Origin of the sequence: Pseudomonas auratipiscis (genome assembly GCF_036324085.1) — a bacterium.
Classification (GTDB): Bacteria; Pseudomonadota; Gammaproteobacteria; order Pseudomonadales; family Pseudomonadaceae; genus Aquipseudomonas; species Aquipseudomonas auratipiscis.
The window spans coordinates 527,832-541,745 of record NZ_JAZDCU010000001.1 but is presented as its reverse complement, the minus strand read 5'-3'; the positions used below and the strand labels follow the sequence as shown (position 1 = coordinate 541,745).

Sequence of the window (13,914 nt, the reverse complement as noted above, 5' to 3'; positions counted from 1 at the left end):
TTGGGTGTTGGTTGTGTGCGGGCGCTAGTCCTATCGGACGATGTTTGCAGCGAGTCGGCACTCAATCATGCAGGTGACCGGCCTGCTGGGTGTTCAGCGGGCTTCTAAGCACGGTACTGCAGGAGATCGCTATGAAGTTGCTGAACAAAGTCGCCTTTGTCACAGGCGCGGGACAAGGAATGGGCCAGGCCATGGTTCGCCGTTTTATCGCTGAAGGCGCCAAGGTGGTTGCGGTAGACCTTAATCAGGCGGCATTGCTCGACAGCCTGGCGGACTTGACCGACCTCGATGACCGCGTCCTGGCCCTGGCATGCAACGTGGCTGACGCAGCCTCGGTGGCAGATGCCATGGGCCAGGTCGAGGCGCGTTTCGGGGGGCTCGATATTCTCGTCAACAATGCCGGTGTCGGTGCCTTCGACAGCTTTCTTGAAACCCCGGACGAGAGCTGGGCTCGCGTGATCGGGGTGAACCTCGGCGGGACATTCCTGTGCTGCCGCGAGGGCGCGAAGTTGATGGTCAAGGGCGCGCGCAAAGGGGTGATCATCAACCTTTCCAGCACCGCCGCACTTACCGGTGAGGGACCCAGCCACTACTGCGCTTCCAAGGCCGGCGTCATGGGCCTGACCCGTTCGATCGCGCGCGAACTGGCGCCCAGTGGTATCCGCGTCAACAGCCTGGTGCCGGGTCCAACCAACACACCGATGATGGCCGGTGTCGCTGAAGAACACATGCAGGCGATGCTGAAAAACGTGCCATTGGGGCGTTTGTGCGAAACCGAAGAGATCGCCGGGGTTGCGGTATTCCTGGCGGGTGACGATGCCAGCTTCATTACCGGCCAGAACATTGCGGTCAACGGTGGCATGGCCTTTATCTGAGGGGATATCAATGAACAAACGACTAGCAGGCAAAATCGCGTTCATCACCGGTGCCGGTTCCGGTATCGGTCAGGCCACGGCGTTGCGCTTTGCCGAAGAAGGCGCCACGGTTGTGCTGTGCGGGCGCCGTCAGCAACCATTGCAAGATGTGCTGGAACAGATCCAGGCTGCGGGCGGGCAGGGCGATATCGCCGTGGCTGATGTCAGTGACGAACACGCCTATGTCGGCGCCCTGGAAGCTGCAGCCCGGCGCCACGGGCGCCTGGATATCCTCGTTAACAACGCCATGGCCTACACTTGGGGCGGCGTTGATACGCTGTCGACCGCCGACTGGCATGCCAATTTCAGCACCACGGTTGATGGCACCTTCTGGGGTACCCGCACGGCCATGCGCCTGATGAAGGACCAGGGTGGCGGCGCTATCGTCAATATCGCCTCGATCTGCGGTCTGTTCGGCACCGCCTGGATGGCAGGCTACTCGGCCGCCAAGGCGGCGGTGATCAACTTCAGTCGCGCAGTGGCCAGCGAAGGTGCAGCGCACAACATTCGTTGCAACGTGGTTATCCCCGGGGTTGTCGATACCCCGGCCACCGCCGGCATGCTGACGGATGAAAAAACGCGCCGCAATACCGAGAAAGTCATTCCGATGAAGCGCGTCGGGCTGCCGCTGGAGCTGGCCAATGCGATCCTGTTCCTGGCCAGTGATGAGGCGTCCTACGTTACCGGTGCCAGCCTTGCGGTGGATGGCGGGCGCAGTTCGGACCTGTACACGGTGCTGGATTGATGACTATGGACACGACCTCGCTGCACGAGCGCATTGACCGCCTGGAGTCGCTGGATGCGATCCGCCAACTGGCCGGCAAGTATGCCCTGGCCCTGGACATGCGCGACATGGACGCCATGGCTAACTGTTTTGTCCCGGACGTCAAGGTTGGTCGCGACAAGCAGGGCCGTGGGCACTTCAAGGCCTGGCTGGACGAAACCATGCGCCGCCAGTTTCACGGCACTTCGCATCATTTGGGCCAGCACATTATCGAGTTCAGCGATGCCGACCATGCCACGGGTGTGGTCTATTCCAAGAATGAGCATGAGACCGGGGCTGAGTGGGTGATCATGCAGATGTTGTACTGGGATGATTACGAGCGGGTAGACGGGCGTTGGTGTTTTCGTCGTCGCTTGCCGTGCTACTGGTACGCTACCGATCTCAACAAGCCGCCGATTGGGGGGATGAAAATGCGTTGGCCAGGGCGGGAGCCCTATGCCGGTAGTTTTCATGAGTTGTTTCCGTCCTGGGATGCGTTCTGGGCTCAGCGGCCGGACAAGGATGCGTTGCCGCAAGTTGCCGAACCTGCTCCGTTGGAGGCGTTTCTGCTGACGATGCGGCGTGACGCTTCGGAGCCGAAGATTCGGGTGAGGTAGTTGGGGTCGCCTGCGGTTTTGATTTTTTTCGCTCTGGCTTTTTAGCAGGGCGAATTTAATTTGGGGAGGCGGGTTTGTTTCGCGATGTGGCTCTTCAATTGGGGGCTGATCCATTTGCGTTGGCGGCGCTGAGTCACCTTTGCGCCCTTACGGCGCCTTACTTTGGCAGTCGCCCCAAAGTAAGCAAAGGGCTTGCCCCACCAGGGGCCCTACGCTGCGCTTCGGGTCCCCTCGCTACGGTGTCGCTACAGGGCATTGCGATCTACGCGTTGCAAGCAACACTACGATTCGCAACTTCGGCCAAGGCCGAAGGCGCTGCGCGCTAGCCCTTTCGCAACACCTTCACTCGGCCCTTCTGGTTAACGGGGCGGGTAGATCAAGATCAAAAGCAAATCAAAAGCAAATCAAAAGCAGGTCAAAAGCAGATCAGTGCAGATCAGGCGCATATCTGGAGTGGGTTGAGGTGTCCCTCTCTGGTGGGAGAGGGCTGCGCGGGGTTCAGGCTCGGGGTTCGCGGGGCATGTTCAGGGCGCGTTCGGCGATGATGTTGCGCTGGATTTCATTGCTGCCGCCATACACGGTGTCGGCCCGGCTGAACAGAAACAGGGCCTGCAATCGGCTCAGTTGATACGGTGCCCCTTCAAGCACTTCGGCTTCTTCGCCCAGTACATCCATTGCCAGTTTGCCCAGCGCTGCATGCCAGTTGGACCAAGCCAGTTTGTAGATCATCGCTTCGCGCCGCAGGCTGCCGTCCTGGGCACCGGAAAGCATGCGCAACGAGTTGTAGCGCAGTACTTTCAATCCGGCCCAGGCCTGGGCGATACGCTGGCGCATCAGCGGGTCTTGCGCTGCGCCATTGCGTTTGGCCACGGCGATGATTTCTTCCAGTTCGTTGTGAAACTGCATTTGCTGGCCCAGCGTCGAAGCGCCACGCTCGAAACCCAGCAGGGCCATGGCTATCTTCCAGCCTTCGCCCGGCAGGCCAATCATGTTGTCGCTGGCGGTGCGCGCCTGGTCGAAGAACACTTCGTTGAACTCACTGGTACCGGTCAGTTGCTGGATTGGCTGTACGCGAATCTGCGCCTGATCCATCGGTACCAGCAAGAACGACAACCCGTGATGACCCTGGCTACCCGCTTGGGTACGGGCCAATACGAAGCACCAATCAGCTTCGTGAGCGAGTGAGGTCCAGACTTTTTGCCCGCTGATCAACCAATGCTCGCCACTGTCATCCAGCCGTGCACGGGTTTGAACGTTGGCCAGGTCCGAGCCCGCACCCGGTTCCGAATAGCCCTGGCACCAGAACTGCGTACCACTGAGGATGCCTGGCAGAAAACGCTGCTTTTGCGCCGCGCTGCCGAACGCAGCCAAGGTTGGGCCAACCAGGCCTTCACCGATGTGGCCCATGCGCCCTGGTCCACCAGCTCGGGCGTACTCTTCGTGGAAGATTACCTGACGGCTCAGGCTTAACCCGCGACCACCGTCGGCCTCGGTCCAACCCACGCCGATCCAGCCACCGGCTGCCAACGCACGCTCCCAGGCTTTGCGTTGTTCGGGAAAACTGTGCTCATCCCCCGGTCCGCCGCGAAAGCGCAGGGCGGCAAATTCGCCTTGCAGGTGTTCGGCCAGCCACTGGGCGACCTCTGTGCGGAACGCTTCATCAGCGGCGCTGAATGCGATCTTCATTGCAATTCTCCCAATAACTGCGCCGCCAGGCGTTCACGGTGCAAGGCAGGGCTGCCCAGCAGTTGCTCGCTGGCGCGGGCGCGTTTGAAATACAGGTGCGGGTCATATTCCCAGGTAAAGCCGACACCGCCGTGTAGCTGGATCGACTCGGCCGCGCAGTTGAAGAAGGTTTCACTGGCGTGTATCTGTGCGGTGGCCGCGGCCTCCAGAAGTTCACTGGCAACGCTGCTATCGCCATTGCGGTCAAGACGTTCCTGGGCGACGCAGGCGCCATACCACGCCGCAGATCGGGCGCATTCAAGCTGCAGCATGAGATCGGCGCAACGGTGCTTGATGGCCTGAAAACTGGCGATGGTCCGACCGAACTGGCGCCGCTCGCCGATGTAGTCCAGGGTCAGTTCCAGCACCTGCTGTGCGCCACCGCTTTGCTCGGCGGCCAGACCGATTGCGCCGATCTGCAGTACGTCACGCAACAGCGGCCAGCCTTGGCCTGCATCGCTGAGCAACTGCGCAGGACTGACGCTGACGTCGTGCAGCTCGATGCGCGCCAGGCGGCGGGTCTGGTCGAGGGTTGGAAGCGCGTGACGTTGAACGCCAGTGCTGTCGGCGGGCAGGGCAAATAAGCTGATGCCAGCTTCGCCCGCGCTGCCGGGGGTACGCGCCGCAACGATCAGTAGCTGAGCCTGGTTGCCGTCGATGACCTGCAGGTAACTGCCGTTCAAACGGTACCCCTGCACATCGGCAACGGCTTGCACCTGCACGCTGTCGGCACCGATGCCAGGCGTACTGGCGAACGCCAGGGTGGCACTGGCGCCGGCGGCAATCGCGCCCAGCCAGCGATCTTGCAACGCCGGGTTGCTGGCCAGCAGCAGCGCTGGCGTCGCCAGGCAGGTAGTCGCCAGCAAGGGTGCACACAGCAGGTGACGACCGCTCTGTTCCAGCAGGATCGCCAGCTCGGCAAAGCCCAGCCCTAAACCACCGAAGCGCTCGGGAATGATCAACGCAGGCCAGTAGAGCTCTTCGCCAATGCGCTGCCATAACGCGGGGTCATAACCTTCAGGCCGGGACATGGCGGCGCGCACCGCATGGGAGTCGCTGACCTGGGCGAGAAAGCGCGCAGCGCTGTCCTGAATCATCAGTTGTTCTTGGTTGAATGCGAACTCCATGGGTGTCGACTCGGTGCGGCGGATAGAAGCTTGAGTCTAGGAGCGGTGCTTTTAGTGGCGAATCATTGAAACGGACTAGTCTGCGCTACTACACGGCAAGTAGTCTCAACGGACGATGAGGGCCCACTGCCGCGCTTCGCAGAATGACCGCCACTACCGAATTTGCCCTTTAAGGAGCAGCGGCATGATCGAGATTCGCGGTTTGAGCTATTTCGTCGCCATGAGCAACAACCTCAGTCAGTGGCAACGCTATGCCGAGGACGTCCTCGGCATGCAGGTCAGCGAGGCGCCAGCAGGTGGCCTGTACGTGAAAATGGACGAGCGTCCGTTTCGTATGCTGGTGGTCGAGGGCAGCGAAGCACGCTACGTGGCTTCAGGTTGGGAGCTGGCCTCGGAATCGGCTTATATGGCTGCCTTGGCGCATCTCGATGCGCAGGGTATCGAGTGGCAACCCGGTAGCGCCGAGCAGATCGAGCAACGGGGTGTCCAGGCGCTGGTCAGCCTTAGCGACCCTTCGGGCAATTACCATGAATTGAGTTGGGGACACCGCTCCGACTGTCAGCCCTTTGTCTCACCTCAAGGCGTGCCGCGTTTTGTTACTGGCAACATGGGCCTGGGCCATACCGTGCTTCCGGCGCCGAATTTTGACGCAACCCTGGCCTTTGCCAAGCAGGTACTGGGCTTTGAACTGTCGGATATTTTCAACTTCCGCCCAGACCCTTCGGCGCCGCCGATCCGCATTCACTTTCTGCACTGTCGCAATGCCCGTCACCACAGCCTGGCATTGGCCGAGTACCCAGTGCCGTCTGGCTGCGTGCATGTGATGGTCGAAGTCGACTCGATGACCGAGGTCGGGCGTGCCCACGACCGCTTGCTGGCCCACGCCGTACCGCTGTCGGCGACGCTCGGCCAGCACCTGAACGACCACATGACCAGCTTCTATATGAAAACGCCGTCGGGCTTTGACCTGGAGTATGGCTGTGGGGGCCTGCAGGTTGACTGGGCGGAGCATGCGGCGTTCGAGTTCACCCGCGTGAGCATCTGGGGGCATGACTTCTCGGTCGGACAACAGTAATAGCGCGCACAACATCCTTCAATCACCGCCGCCAGGCCCTGGCCGGCTAAGCCGTTTGGACGATGTAGGGCTGGCGGGGCGAGCTGATGATCCTGGTAACAATAACAACAGGATCGACGCCCCATGTGCCTACTTCCACGACGTTCCCGGAGGACTGCGCAATGCGCCAGCTGATTGGATACGCCGTCAGCGGCGTGGTGTTGGCAGCAGTGGCTTTCGCCTTCGCTCCGCGCAACCCGGCACCGCTACTGGCCACGCAGTTGCAGGTGGACCGCGTGCAGGTCAACACCTTGCTGGTCAATGGCCAGCAGCTATTGGCCGCAGGTGAGCGCGGCACCTTGCTGACCAGCCTCGACAGTGGACGCTCCTGGCATTCGACGCGAGTCTCCCTTGAGCGTGAGTCGACACTCACCGGCCTGATTGCCTTGAACCCGCAGACGTTGATTGCCGTCGGCCACGACGGCTTGATTGCGCGCTCGCAAGACCGTGGCGTCACCTGGCAGGAAGCCCATTATGACGCCGACCTCGGCGAGCCCTTGCTCGGTGTGTGGAGCGGGGATGGTCAGCAGGTGGCGGCTTACGGCAGCTACGGCAAGTACCTGGAGTCCAGCGACGCCGGCGAGCATTGGCACGCACGGGAGTTGCCCGGTGATGGTGCGCATTTCAACGGCATGGATGGTGATCGCCAGGGCCGGCGCATGCTGGTTGGCGAGCAAGGCCTGGTGCTGCGCTCGGATGACGCGGGCCGCAACTGGCAACAGCTTGCGCCGTTCTATAACGGCTCGTTGTTCGGTGTGGTCAGCCTCTCGGCCTCGCACTGGCTGGCCTACGGCATGCGCGGACAGGTATTTCGCAGCGTGGACTTCGGCGACAGCTGGCAGCGTGTTGCCCTCGACAGCAGTCAGCCCATTTATGGGCATGCGCGGTTGCCGGGCGAAGCAGGCGTTGTATTGGTGGGCGCGGGCAGTCAGCTGATTCATCTCGATGGACACGGGCAGCTTGTTGAACGTAGCCGGCGCAGTGGCCTGGGCACGCTGACCTCAGCGGTGGCCCTCAATGCCAGGCATTTGCTCGTGGCCGGTGAGCGCGGTGTTTCCCAGGGACCGGACAGCGGCTTGGCCGCCCATGCACAGTGAGTTTCTCATGACCTCGAACCTTACTTGGCTGCAACGCTGCGTACGCGGCTGCGCCGACCTTTTGCTCGATAACCGCCGCCGCTGGCTGGCGTTGTTTCTGTTGCTGAGCCTGGGCCTTGGTTACAACGCTACCCAGGTGCGCCTGGACCCTGGTTTCAATAAGCAGATTCCGGTGCGGCATGAGTACATGCTCAATTTCCTCGATTTCAGCCGCGTGTTCACCGGGGCCAATCGGTTGTTGGTGAACGTGCACTGGAAAGGTGAGGGCGACATTTACAACCCGCAGTTTCTCGAGGTGCTGCAGAAGGTCACTGACGATGTTTTTTTCATCTCCGGGGTCAGCCGCCCGAGCGTGACGTCGCTGTTCACCCCCAACGTGCGCTACGTGGAGATCACCGAGGAGGGCTATGTCGGTGATCTGGTGGTGCCGCCACAATATGCCGGTACTGCAGAAGATCTGGCCAAGGTCCGCAGCAATGCGGCCCGCGCCGGGCAGATCGGTCGACTGCTGGCCAATGATCAACGCTCGGCTCTGGTACGTGCCGACCTGCAGGACACCGACCCGAAGACCGGCAAGCCGGTGTCGTATGTCGACATTGCCCAGCGTCTGGAAGACATTCGCAGCCGGTACAGCAATGACGATATCGAAATCAACGTCGTGGGTTTTGCCAAGCTGGTCGGCGATGTAGTCGAGGGGTTGAACACGGTGCTGATGTTCTTTGCCGTGGCGTTCGCGATCACCGCCTTGCTGCTGTGGCTGTACACCCGCTCGCTGGTGTTGACGCTGGTGGCGTTGCTGGTGGCCTTGTTGCCGGTAGTCTGGCTACTGGGGTTGTTGCCGCTGCTGGGGCTGGGTATCGATCCGATGTCGGTGCTGGTGCCGTTTTTGATTTTCTCCATTGGCGTGTCGCACGCGGTGCAGATGAGCAACGCCTGGCGCCAGGAAGTGCTGGCTGGCGCGGATGCACGTCAGGCTGCGCACTCAGCCTTCTGTGCGATCTTCATTCCCGGGGCCTTGGCGTTGCTGATGAATGCCCTGGGTTTCGCCGTGATCATGCTCATCGACATCCCCATCGTTCATGAGCTGGGCGTAACGGCCTGTATTGGGGTGATGCTGATGATCATCACCAATAAAATGTTGCTGCCGCTGATTCTGGCCGGTTTGGCGCTTCCCAGGCGGGCTGCGCTGCCGGAAGCGCGAGCCACACGGCATCGATTGTGGTGGCGCCTATCCGCCCTGGCTGAGCCGGGCCCGGCACTGGCAGTGTTTGCCATCAGCCTGGCGCTGCTGGGCGCCGGCGTGCTCAAGGCGCGGCAGTTGCAGGTCGGTGATATCGGCGTCGGTGCGCCAGAGTTGCGTGCCGACTCGCGCTACAACCAGGACAACCAGCGCATCACCGACAGCTATTCCATCGGCCTGGACGTGCTCGCGGTGTTCCTGCAAACCCGGGCGGGAGACGAAGCCTGCCTGAGCCCCAAGGTTATGCGTGCGGTCGAGTCATTCGACTTTCAGATGCGCGCAGTGGCGGGCGTGCAATCGGTGCAAAGCGTGGCGGGCATGGGCAAGGAGATGATTGCCGGGAACAACGAAGGCAACCCGCGCTGGGCGGCCATTCCGGGTTCTTCCCGGGGGTTGCAACAGGGCTCGCTGGCGTACTCGGCAGACTCAGGCCTGGTGACCGAAGGCTGCAAGCGCATGCAGATCCTGGTGTTTCTCAACGATCACGAAGGCGCGACAGTCTTTCATGTGGTCAACGAGGCCAAGCGCATCATCGACTCCATTCACGCCTCTGAAGTGGAATTCAAACTGGCGGGCGGCAACGTCGGCGTCATGGCCGCCTCGAACGAGGCTGTGAAGCATGCCGAAGTGATCATGCTCGCAGCGTTGTTCTGTTCGGTGGCGTTGTTTTGCCTGCTGACGTTCCGCTCACTGCGCGCGGTGCTGTGCATTCTGGTGCCGTTGGGCGTGGTGGCGATTCTGTGCAACGCATTGATGGCGATGCTCGGTATTGGCCTGAAGGTTGCCACGCTGCCGGTGATGGCGCTGGGGGTCGGGGTGGGGGTCGACTACGGCATTTATCTGTACGAGCGCATCCAGCACGAGATGGCCGCGGGTGTAGATCTGCGCGAAGCGTTTTACCGCGCCATGTGCCAACGCGGCACGGCTGCTGTGTTTACCGCACTGACCATGGCCATCGGGGTTGGGACCTGGGCTTTTGCTCCGCTCAAATTGCAGGCCGACATGGGCATCCTGCTGGCGTTCATGTTCCTGGTTAACGTGCTCGGTGCGATTTTCTTGCTGCCGGCTCTGGCGGCGTGGTTCAACCAGGGTCGGCCACTTATAGCGCAGGCAAAGCTAGCGACGGCCTGAAGCCAGGGGTGGGCCTGGCCCGGCCTGTGATGTGGGTGGCAAACCCCATCGATGCCACTGAGAATATCACCGGGGGTTTTTATGCAGCATTCACAGGTTCTGGCGCAGATGGGGCTGGAGGTCGAAGACTATGAACAGCTTATCGGCAACCTCTACGACGGCGCATTGGACACCCGTCGCGTGGCCGAATCATTGCGTCAGCTGCAAGGGGTTTTCCAGGCCAACATCGTTACTTTGATCCTGCGAGCAGTGGAGGAGCCCTACTTGTCGCCGATGCTTGCCGTGGGCGATGTCAACGGCGCTGGCGAGATCCAGCACTATGCCTATTACAGTAAATCCACGCCGTTCAACAGCCTGCCGCTGGATCAGGTGTTCACCATTGAAGACCTGATGAGCGAAAGCGAGTGGCTGGGTTCATCGTTCTACCTGTTGTACTGCCAGCCATATGGCTGCCACCAGATGCTCGGTGCCGATATCAGCATGCCGGATGGCGGCAAATTGCGTATTCGCATCAACCGCCGTCGCGACCAGCCGATGTTCAACGAAACTGAGCGTGCGCTGTGCGCCATGCTCGTGCCGCATTTGCGTCGCGCCCTGCACCTGCACGCATTGCTCGATCGCAGTGAGTCGTTGGGCAGCCTGTATTTCCAGGCCATCAGTCGGCTGTCGGTCGCCACCATCGTGCTCGATGAAAGTGCCAACGTGCTGCAGTTGAACCCGGTGGCCCGCGAAATCCTCGACAGCAACGACGGCCTGAAGCTGGTGGGTGGCCGGTTGGAGGCCACTTATCCCAGCGATAACCGCGAGTTGTCGCGGCTGCTGCGCGATGCGTTCCAGCGCGCGCGGCAGGGCAGCAATGGCCCAGGCCATGCGGCTGCTTTGTCGGTTTCACGACCCTCTGGGCAGGTCAATCTAGGGGTCGTGGTGGAACTGATCCCGTTCCAGGACCGGGTCGAGGGCAAAGGTCAGCCGACCGTGGTGGTGTATGTACGCGATGCAGTGGGCAAATCGCTGGTCAGCAACCTCGCTACTGCGCAGTTGTACAACCTGACCCCGGCTGAAAGTGCGCTGGCGTTGGAGTTGGCCAACGGCTTGTCGCTTGAGGAAGCCTCGGAGGCCCTGAACATTCGCCGCAACACGGCCCGGGCGCATTTGCGTGCGATCTTTTCCAAGACCGGGGTGCGGCGCCAGACCGAGCTGGTGCGCATTCTGCTCAACAGCGTGGTTGCCCTTGGGCCGCCGACGATGACGCGGGTAACGGTGTAAAAATGCGCTAGTCCGAGCAGACGATGCTCGGGCTTTGTCGCGCTGTCGATACTGGGCCACCGCCATCGGAAACCAAGGAGAACAACAATGACCGAGCGTAATTCCTTCGCCCCCAAGGCACTGGCCGAGCGCCGCGCCTGGCTGCTACTCCTGCTGCTGGGGTGCGCCGCTGCGAGCCCTGTGTACGCCGCTCCCGAGGATGCCGCGCGGCTGGGCACCGAGCTGACCTGTGTGGGCGCAGACAAGAGCGGCAACGCCGACGGCAGTATTCCGCCCTTCAGTGGGCAGTGGCTGGGGGTGCCGCCGCATGTCCAGTTCAAGGGCACCGGCAACCATCCGGTCGACCCCTATGCTGATGAGAAGCCGCTGTTCGTGATAACGGCAGAAAACCTTGGTCAGTACAACGACTACCTGTCTGACGGGCAGAAAGCCTTGTTCAAGTTGTATCCGACCAGCTACAAGATCCCGGTCTATCCCACCCACCGCGACTTTCGCTTCGCCGACTCGGTTTGCGCGGCCACGCGCGAAAACGCCAACGTGGCGCGCCTGGTGGACGATGGCGAAGGGGTCGTGGGCAAGACCGGTGGCACACCGTTTCCGGTGCCGCGCAGTGGCTTGGAGCTGCTGAAAAATGCCTCGACCTTTACCTTGCGCGCCTGGACCGAGGAATACGTGTCCGACAACGCCTATGTGCTCAAGGACGGCAATATCAACTGGGGCCGGGTGCACTCTCGCAACCTCGCGCCCGCGCTGCAGCCGGGCAAAATCGGCGAAACCGTGGGCAACTCATCGTTCTACCTCAACGAAACCCTGCTGCCACAGCGTGACAAGGGTGAAATCAATACCGGTACCGAGTTCTGGAACGACAAGACCGAGCCGCGTCAAAGCTGGCGCTACGATCCTGGTACCCGCCGGGTGCGTCAGTCGCCAGGCTACGGTTTCGACATGGCCTTCCCGGGCTCCGGCGGCTCGATCACGGTGGATGAAGTGCGGCTTTTCAACGGCTCCGGGCAGCGCTATGACTGGAAGATCGTCGGCAAACGCGAAATGTTCATCCCCTACAACACCTACCGTTTGCACGCAGCCAACCTCAAGTACGCCGACCTGCTGACACCAGGACACATCAATCCTGATGCCATGCGCTACGAGCGCCATCGTGTCTGGGAGCTCGAGGGCACGCTGAAACCGGGTTATCGCCATCTGTACGGCAAGCGCAAGCTGTACATCGATGAAGACACCTGGTTCCCGATGCTGGCCGATAACTACGACAACCGTGGCGAGCTGTGGCGCACCTCGATGGTCAACTATTTCTATGCCTATGAATCTCAAGTGCCGCAGGCCGGGGTTGGCCTTTATCACGACCTCAACGCTGGCAGCTACCTGGCGTTCAACCTGATCAATGAACAGCGTAATGGTTACGTGCTCAACAAAGGCGGCTTCAGCCCGCGTGATTTCGGCCCGGAAGCGGCGCGCAGGGCAGGGCAGTAACGCCCGCTTATCGATCTAGTCCGTTTGAACGATGAGCAGCCTGCGAAGGCTGCTCAATGATGTCGGGTAGGGGGCGAACCGGCTGAACGCCTGGGCCATGCTCGACCCGGAGTTTCCACCAGAGGAAGAATAAGAACATGACGAAACTCGCTGAACTCAGCATCGAAAACAGCCAGCGCACCCACCGTTATGCGCGTGGCTGGCACTGCCTGGGCGATGCCGCCGACTACCGTGACGGCAAACTGCACACGCTGAACATCTTCGGCACCCGTCTGGTGGCGTTCGCCAACAGCCAGGGCGCAATCAGCATTCTCGATGCCCATTGCCCGCACATGGGCGCCGATCTGTCCCAGGGCACCATTGAAAACGACACCGTGGTTTGCCCGTTCCACCACTGGAAGTACGACAGCAGCGGCAAATGCGTGGACATTCCCTACTGCAAGCGGATTCCCCCCAAGGCCAAGACGCGCAGCTGGTTGACCTGCGAAGAAAACAACCTGCTGTTCATCTGGAACAACCCGGAAGGCCGGCCGCCGAAAGAGGGCGTGGTGATACCGCACCTGGAGGAAATGGACGACAGCGAGTGGATTCATGAGTGGAATATCGACACCATGCTCATCGAAACCAACCCGCGCGAACTGGTCGACAACCTGGTCGATGCTCAGCACTTCGGCCCTGTCCATGGCACCCCGACCAAATACTTCGCCAACGTCTTCGAAGGCCATATCGGCCGGCAGATTTTCCATGGCGACTCCGAGCGCCTCGGGGGCGACTTGATTGCGCCGTCAGCCTACTACGGCCCGGCTACGCACTTTACTCACCTGAGTTCGATGTTCGGAGAGGCGCGGGTACACGCCATTCTACTCAACAGCCACGTACCGGTATCGCCCGACAGTTTCCAACTGCGCTTTGGTTGCATGGTCAAGCGTGTGCCAGGCTGGAGCGAGGAGCAGAACCGCGAAGTGGCACAAGCCTATGTCATGGGTAACCGCGCCTCGTTTTATCAGGACGTGGATATCTGGAAACACAAGATCCGCATCGACAAACCGGTACTGGCTGAAAACGACGGTCCGGTTTACCAGTTGCGCGAGTGGTACCAACAGTTTTTCACCGACGAAGATCTGGTGCCGGCAAGCATGGCCGAGCGCCGCGAGATTGTAACTGTCGACGAGCGTTGAACAGGTAACGACCACCGGTACCGGCAACGCCGGGGCCGGTGCGTCGTGATTCATTGGTTGAGGAGAGCAGACAATGAAAATAAAAAGCCTTCGAGCCTATGCAATACCGGTATTGACGTTGGCTGTCCTGGCCTATGCCGGCCTGGCTCCAGTACCACCCAAACCGGCTACTGTCGCGGCCTGCATTCAGTTCCCGGGATGTGTAGTGCAGGTCGCCAGCTTTCAGAAGTTGCCAAGTTTGCGCTGAGCCTGGG

General features: G+C 61.0%; 12 protein-coding genes. 10 read left to right on the top strand and 2 right to left on the bottom strand.

Going from position 1 to position 13,914, the window contains the following annotated elements:
• Positions 1 to 131 precede the first annotated feature (131 nt).
• The 3 genes from V0R60_RS02325 to V0R60_RS02315 are packed head-to-tail and all read left to right on the top strand — an operon-like array spanning position 132 to position 2,294.
• Entirely contained in the window at positions 132 to 875 is a 744-nt protein-coding gene (locus V0R60_RS02325) for an SDR family NAD(P)-dependent oxidoreductase (protein WP_330078468.1), read from the top strand.
• A 10-nt stretch (positions 876 to 885) separates the two neighbouring features.
• Positions 886 to 1,659 carry an SDR family NAD(P)-dependent oxidoreductase gene (locus V0R60_RS02320; RefSeq protein ID WP_330078469.1) on the top strand — a complete coding sequence of 258 codons (774 nt, stop codon included), beginning with the start codon at positions 886 to 888 and terminating at the stop codon, positions 1,657 to 1,659.
• Positions 1,659 to 2,294, top strand: a complete 636-nt coding sequence (locus V0R60_RS02315; RefSeq protein WP_371922286.1) for a nuclear transport factor 2 family protein — start codon at positions 1,659 to 1,661, stop codon at positions 2,292 to 2,294. The genes V0R60_RS02320 and V0R60_RS02315 overlap by 1 nt, the downstream gene beginning before the upstream one ends.
• A gap of 498 nt (positions 2,295 to 2,792) precedes the next feature.
• Here V0R60_RS02315 and V0R60_RS02310 read toward each other — a convergent pair whose 3' ends face one another.
• Positions 2,793 to 3,980 carry an acyl-CoA dehydrogenase family protein gene (locus tag V0R60_RS02310; protein WP_330078470.1) on the bottom strand — a complete coding sequence of 396 codons (1,188 nt, stop codon included), beginning with the start codon at positions 3,978 to 3,980 and terminating at the stop codon, positions 2,793 to 2,795.
• Complete coding sequence (locus V0R60_RS02305) at positions 3,977 to 5,146, bottom strand: acyl-CoA dehydrogenase family protein (RefSeq protein WP_330078471.1); 1,170 nt, start codon at positions 5,144 to 5,146, stop codon at positions 3,977 to 3,979. Before V0R60_RS02305 ends, V0R60_RS02310 begins: the two co-directional genes overlap by 4 nt.
• A 184-nt stretch (positions 5,147 to 5,330) precedes the next feature.
• On the opposite strand from V0R60_RS02305, the gene V0R60_RS02300 reads away from it, so the two are divergent.
• The 7 genes from V0R60_RS02300 (at position 5,331) to V0R60_RS02270 (ending at position 13,907) form a co-directional block, all read left to right on the top strand.
• Entirely contained in the window at positions 5,331 to 6,221 is an 891-nt protein-coding gene (locus V0R60_RS02300) for a VOC family protein (RefSeq protein WP_136476025.1), read from the top strand.
• Between the two features lie 161 nt (positions 6,222 to 6,382).
• Positions 6,383 to 7,357: a WD40/YVTN/BNR-like repeat-containing protein gene (locus V0R60_RS02295; protein WP_330078472.1), complete on the top strand. Its 975-nt coding sequence runs from the start codon at positions 6,383 to 6,385 to the stop codon at positions 7,355 to 7,357.
• Between the two features lie 7 nt (positions 7,358 to 7,364).
• Positions 7,365 to 9,728: an efflux RND transporter permease subunit gene (locus V0R60_RS02290; RefSeq protein ID WP_178084184.1), complete on the top strand. Its 2,364-nt coding sequence runs from the start codon at positions 7,365 to 7,367 to the stop codon at positions 9,726 to 9,728.
• A gap of 81 nt (positions 9,729 to 9,809) precedes the next feature.
• Complete coding sequence (locus V0R60_RS02285; protein WP_330078473.1) at positions 9,810 to 10,994, top strand: helix-turn-helix transcriptional regulator; 1,185 nt, start codon at positions 9,810 to 9,812, stop codon at positions 10,992 to 10,994.
• A gap of 87 nt (positions 10,995 to 11,081) precedes the next feature.
• Positions 11,082 to 12,482, top strand: a complete 1,401-nt coding sequence (locus V0R60_RS02280; protein WP_330078474.1) for a DUF1329 domain-containing protein — start codon at positions 11,082 to 11,084, stop codon at positions 12,480 to 12,482.
• Between the two features lie 137 nt (positions 12,483 to 12,619).
• Positions 12,620 to 13,660, top strand: coding sequence for a Rieske 2Fe-2S domain-containing protein (locus tag V0R60_RS02275; protein WP_330078475.1), 1,041 nt, complete (start codon positions 12,620 to 12,622; stop codon positions 13,658 to 13,660).
• A 73-nt stretch (positions 13,661 to 13,733) separates the two neighbouring features.
• A complete protein-coding gene (locus tag V0R60_RS02270; protein ID WP_330078476.1) occupies positions 13,734 to 13,907 on the top strand; it encodes a hypothetical protein in 174 nt (57 codons plus the stop codon).
• Positions 13,908 to 13,914: the final 7 nt, after the last annotated feature.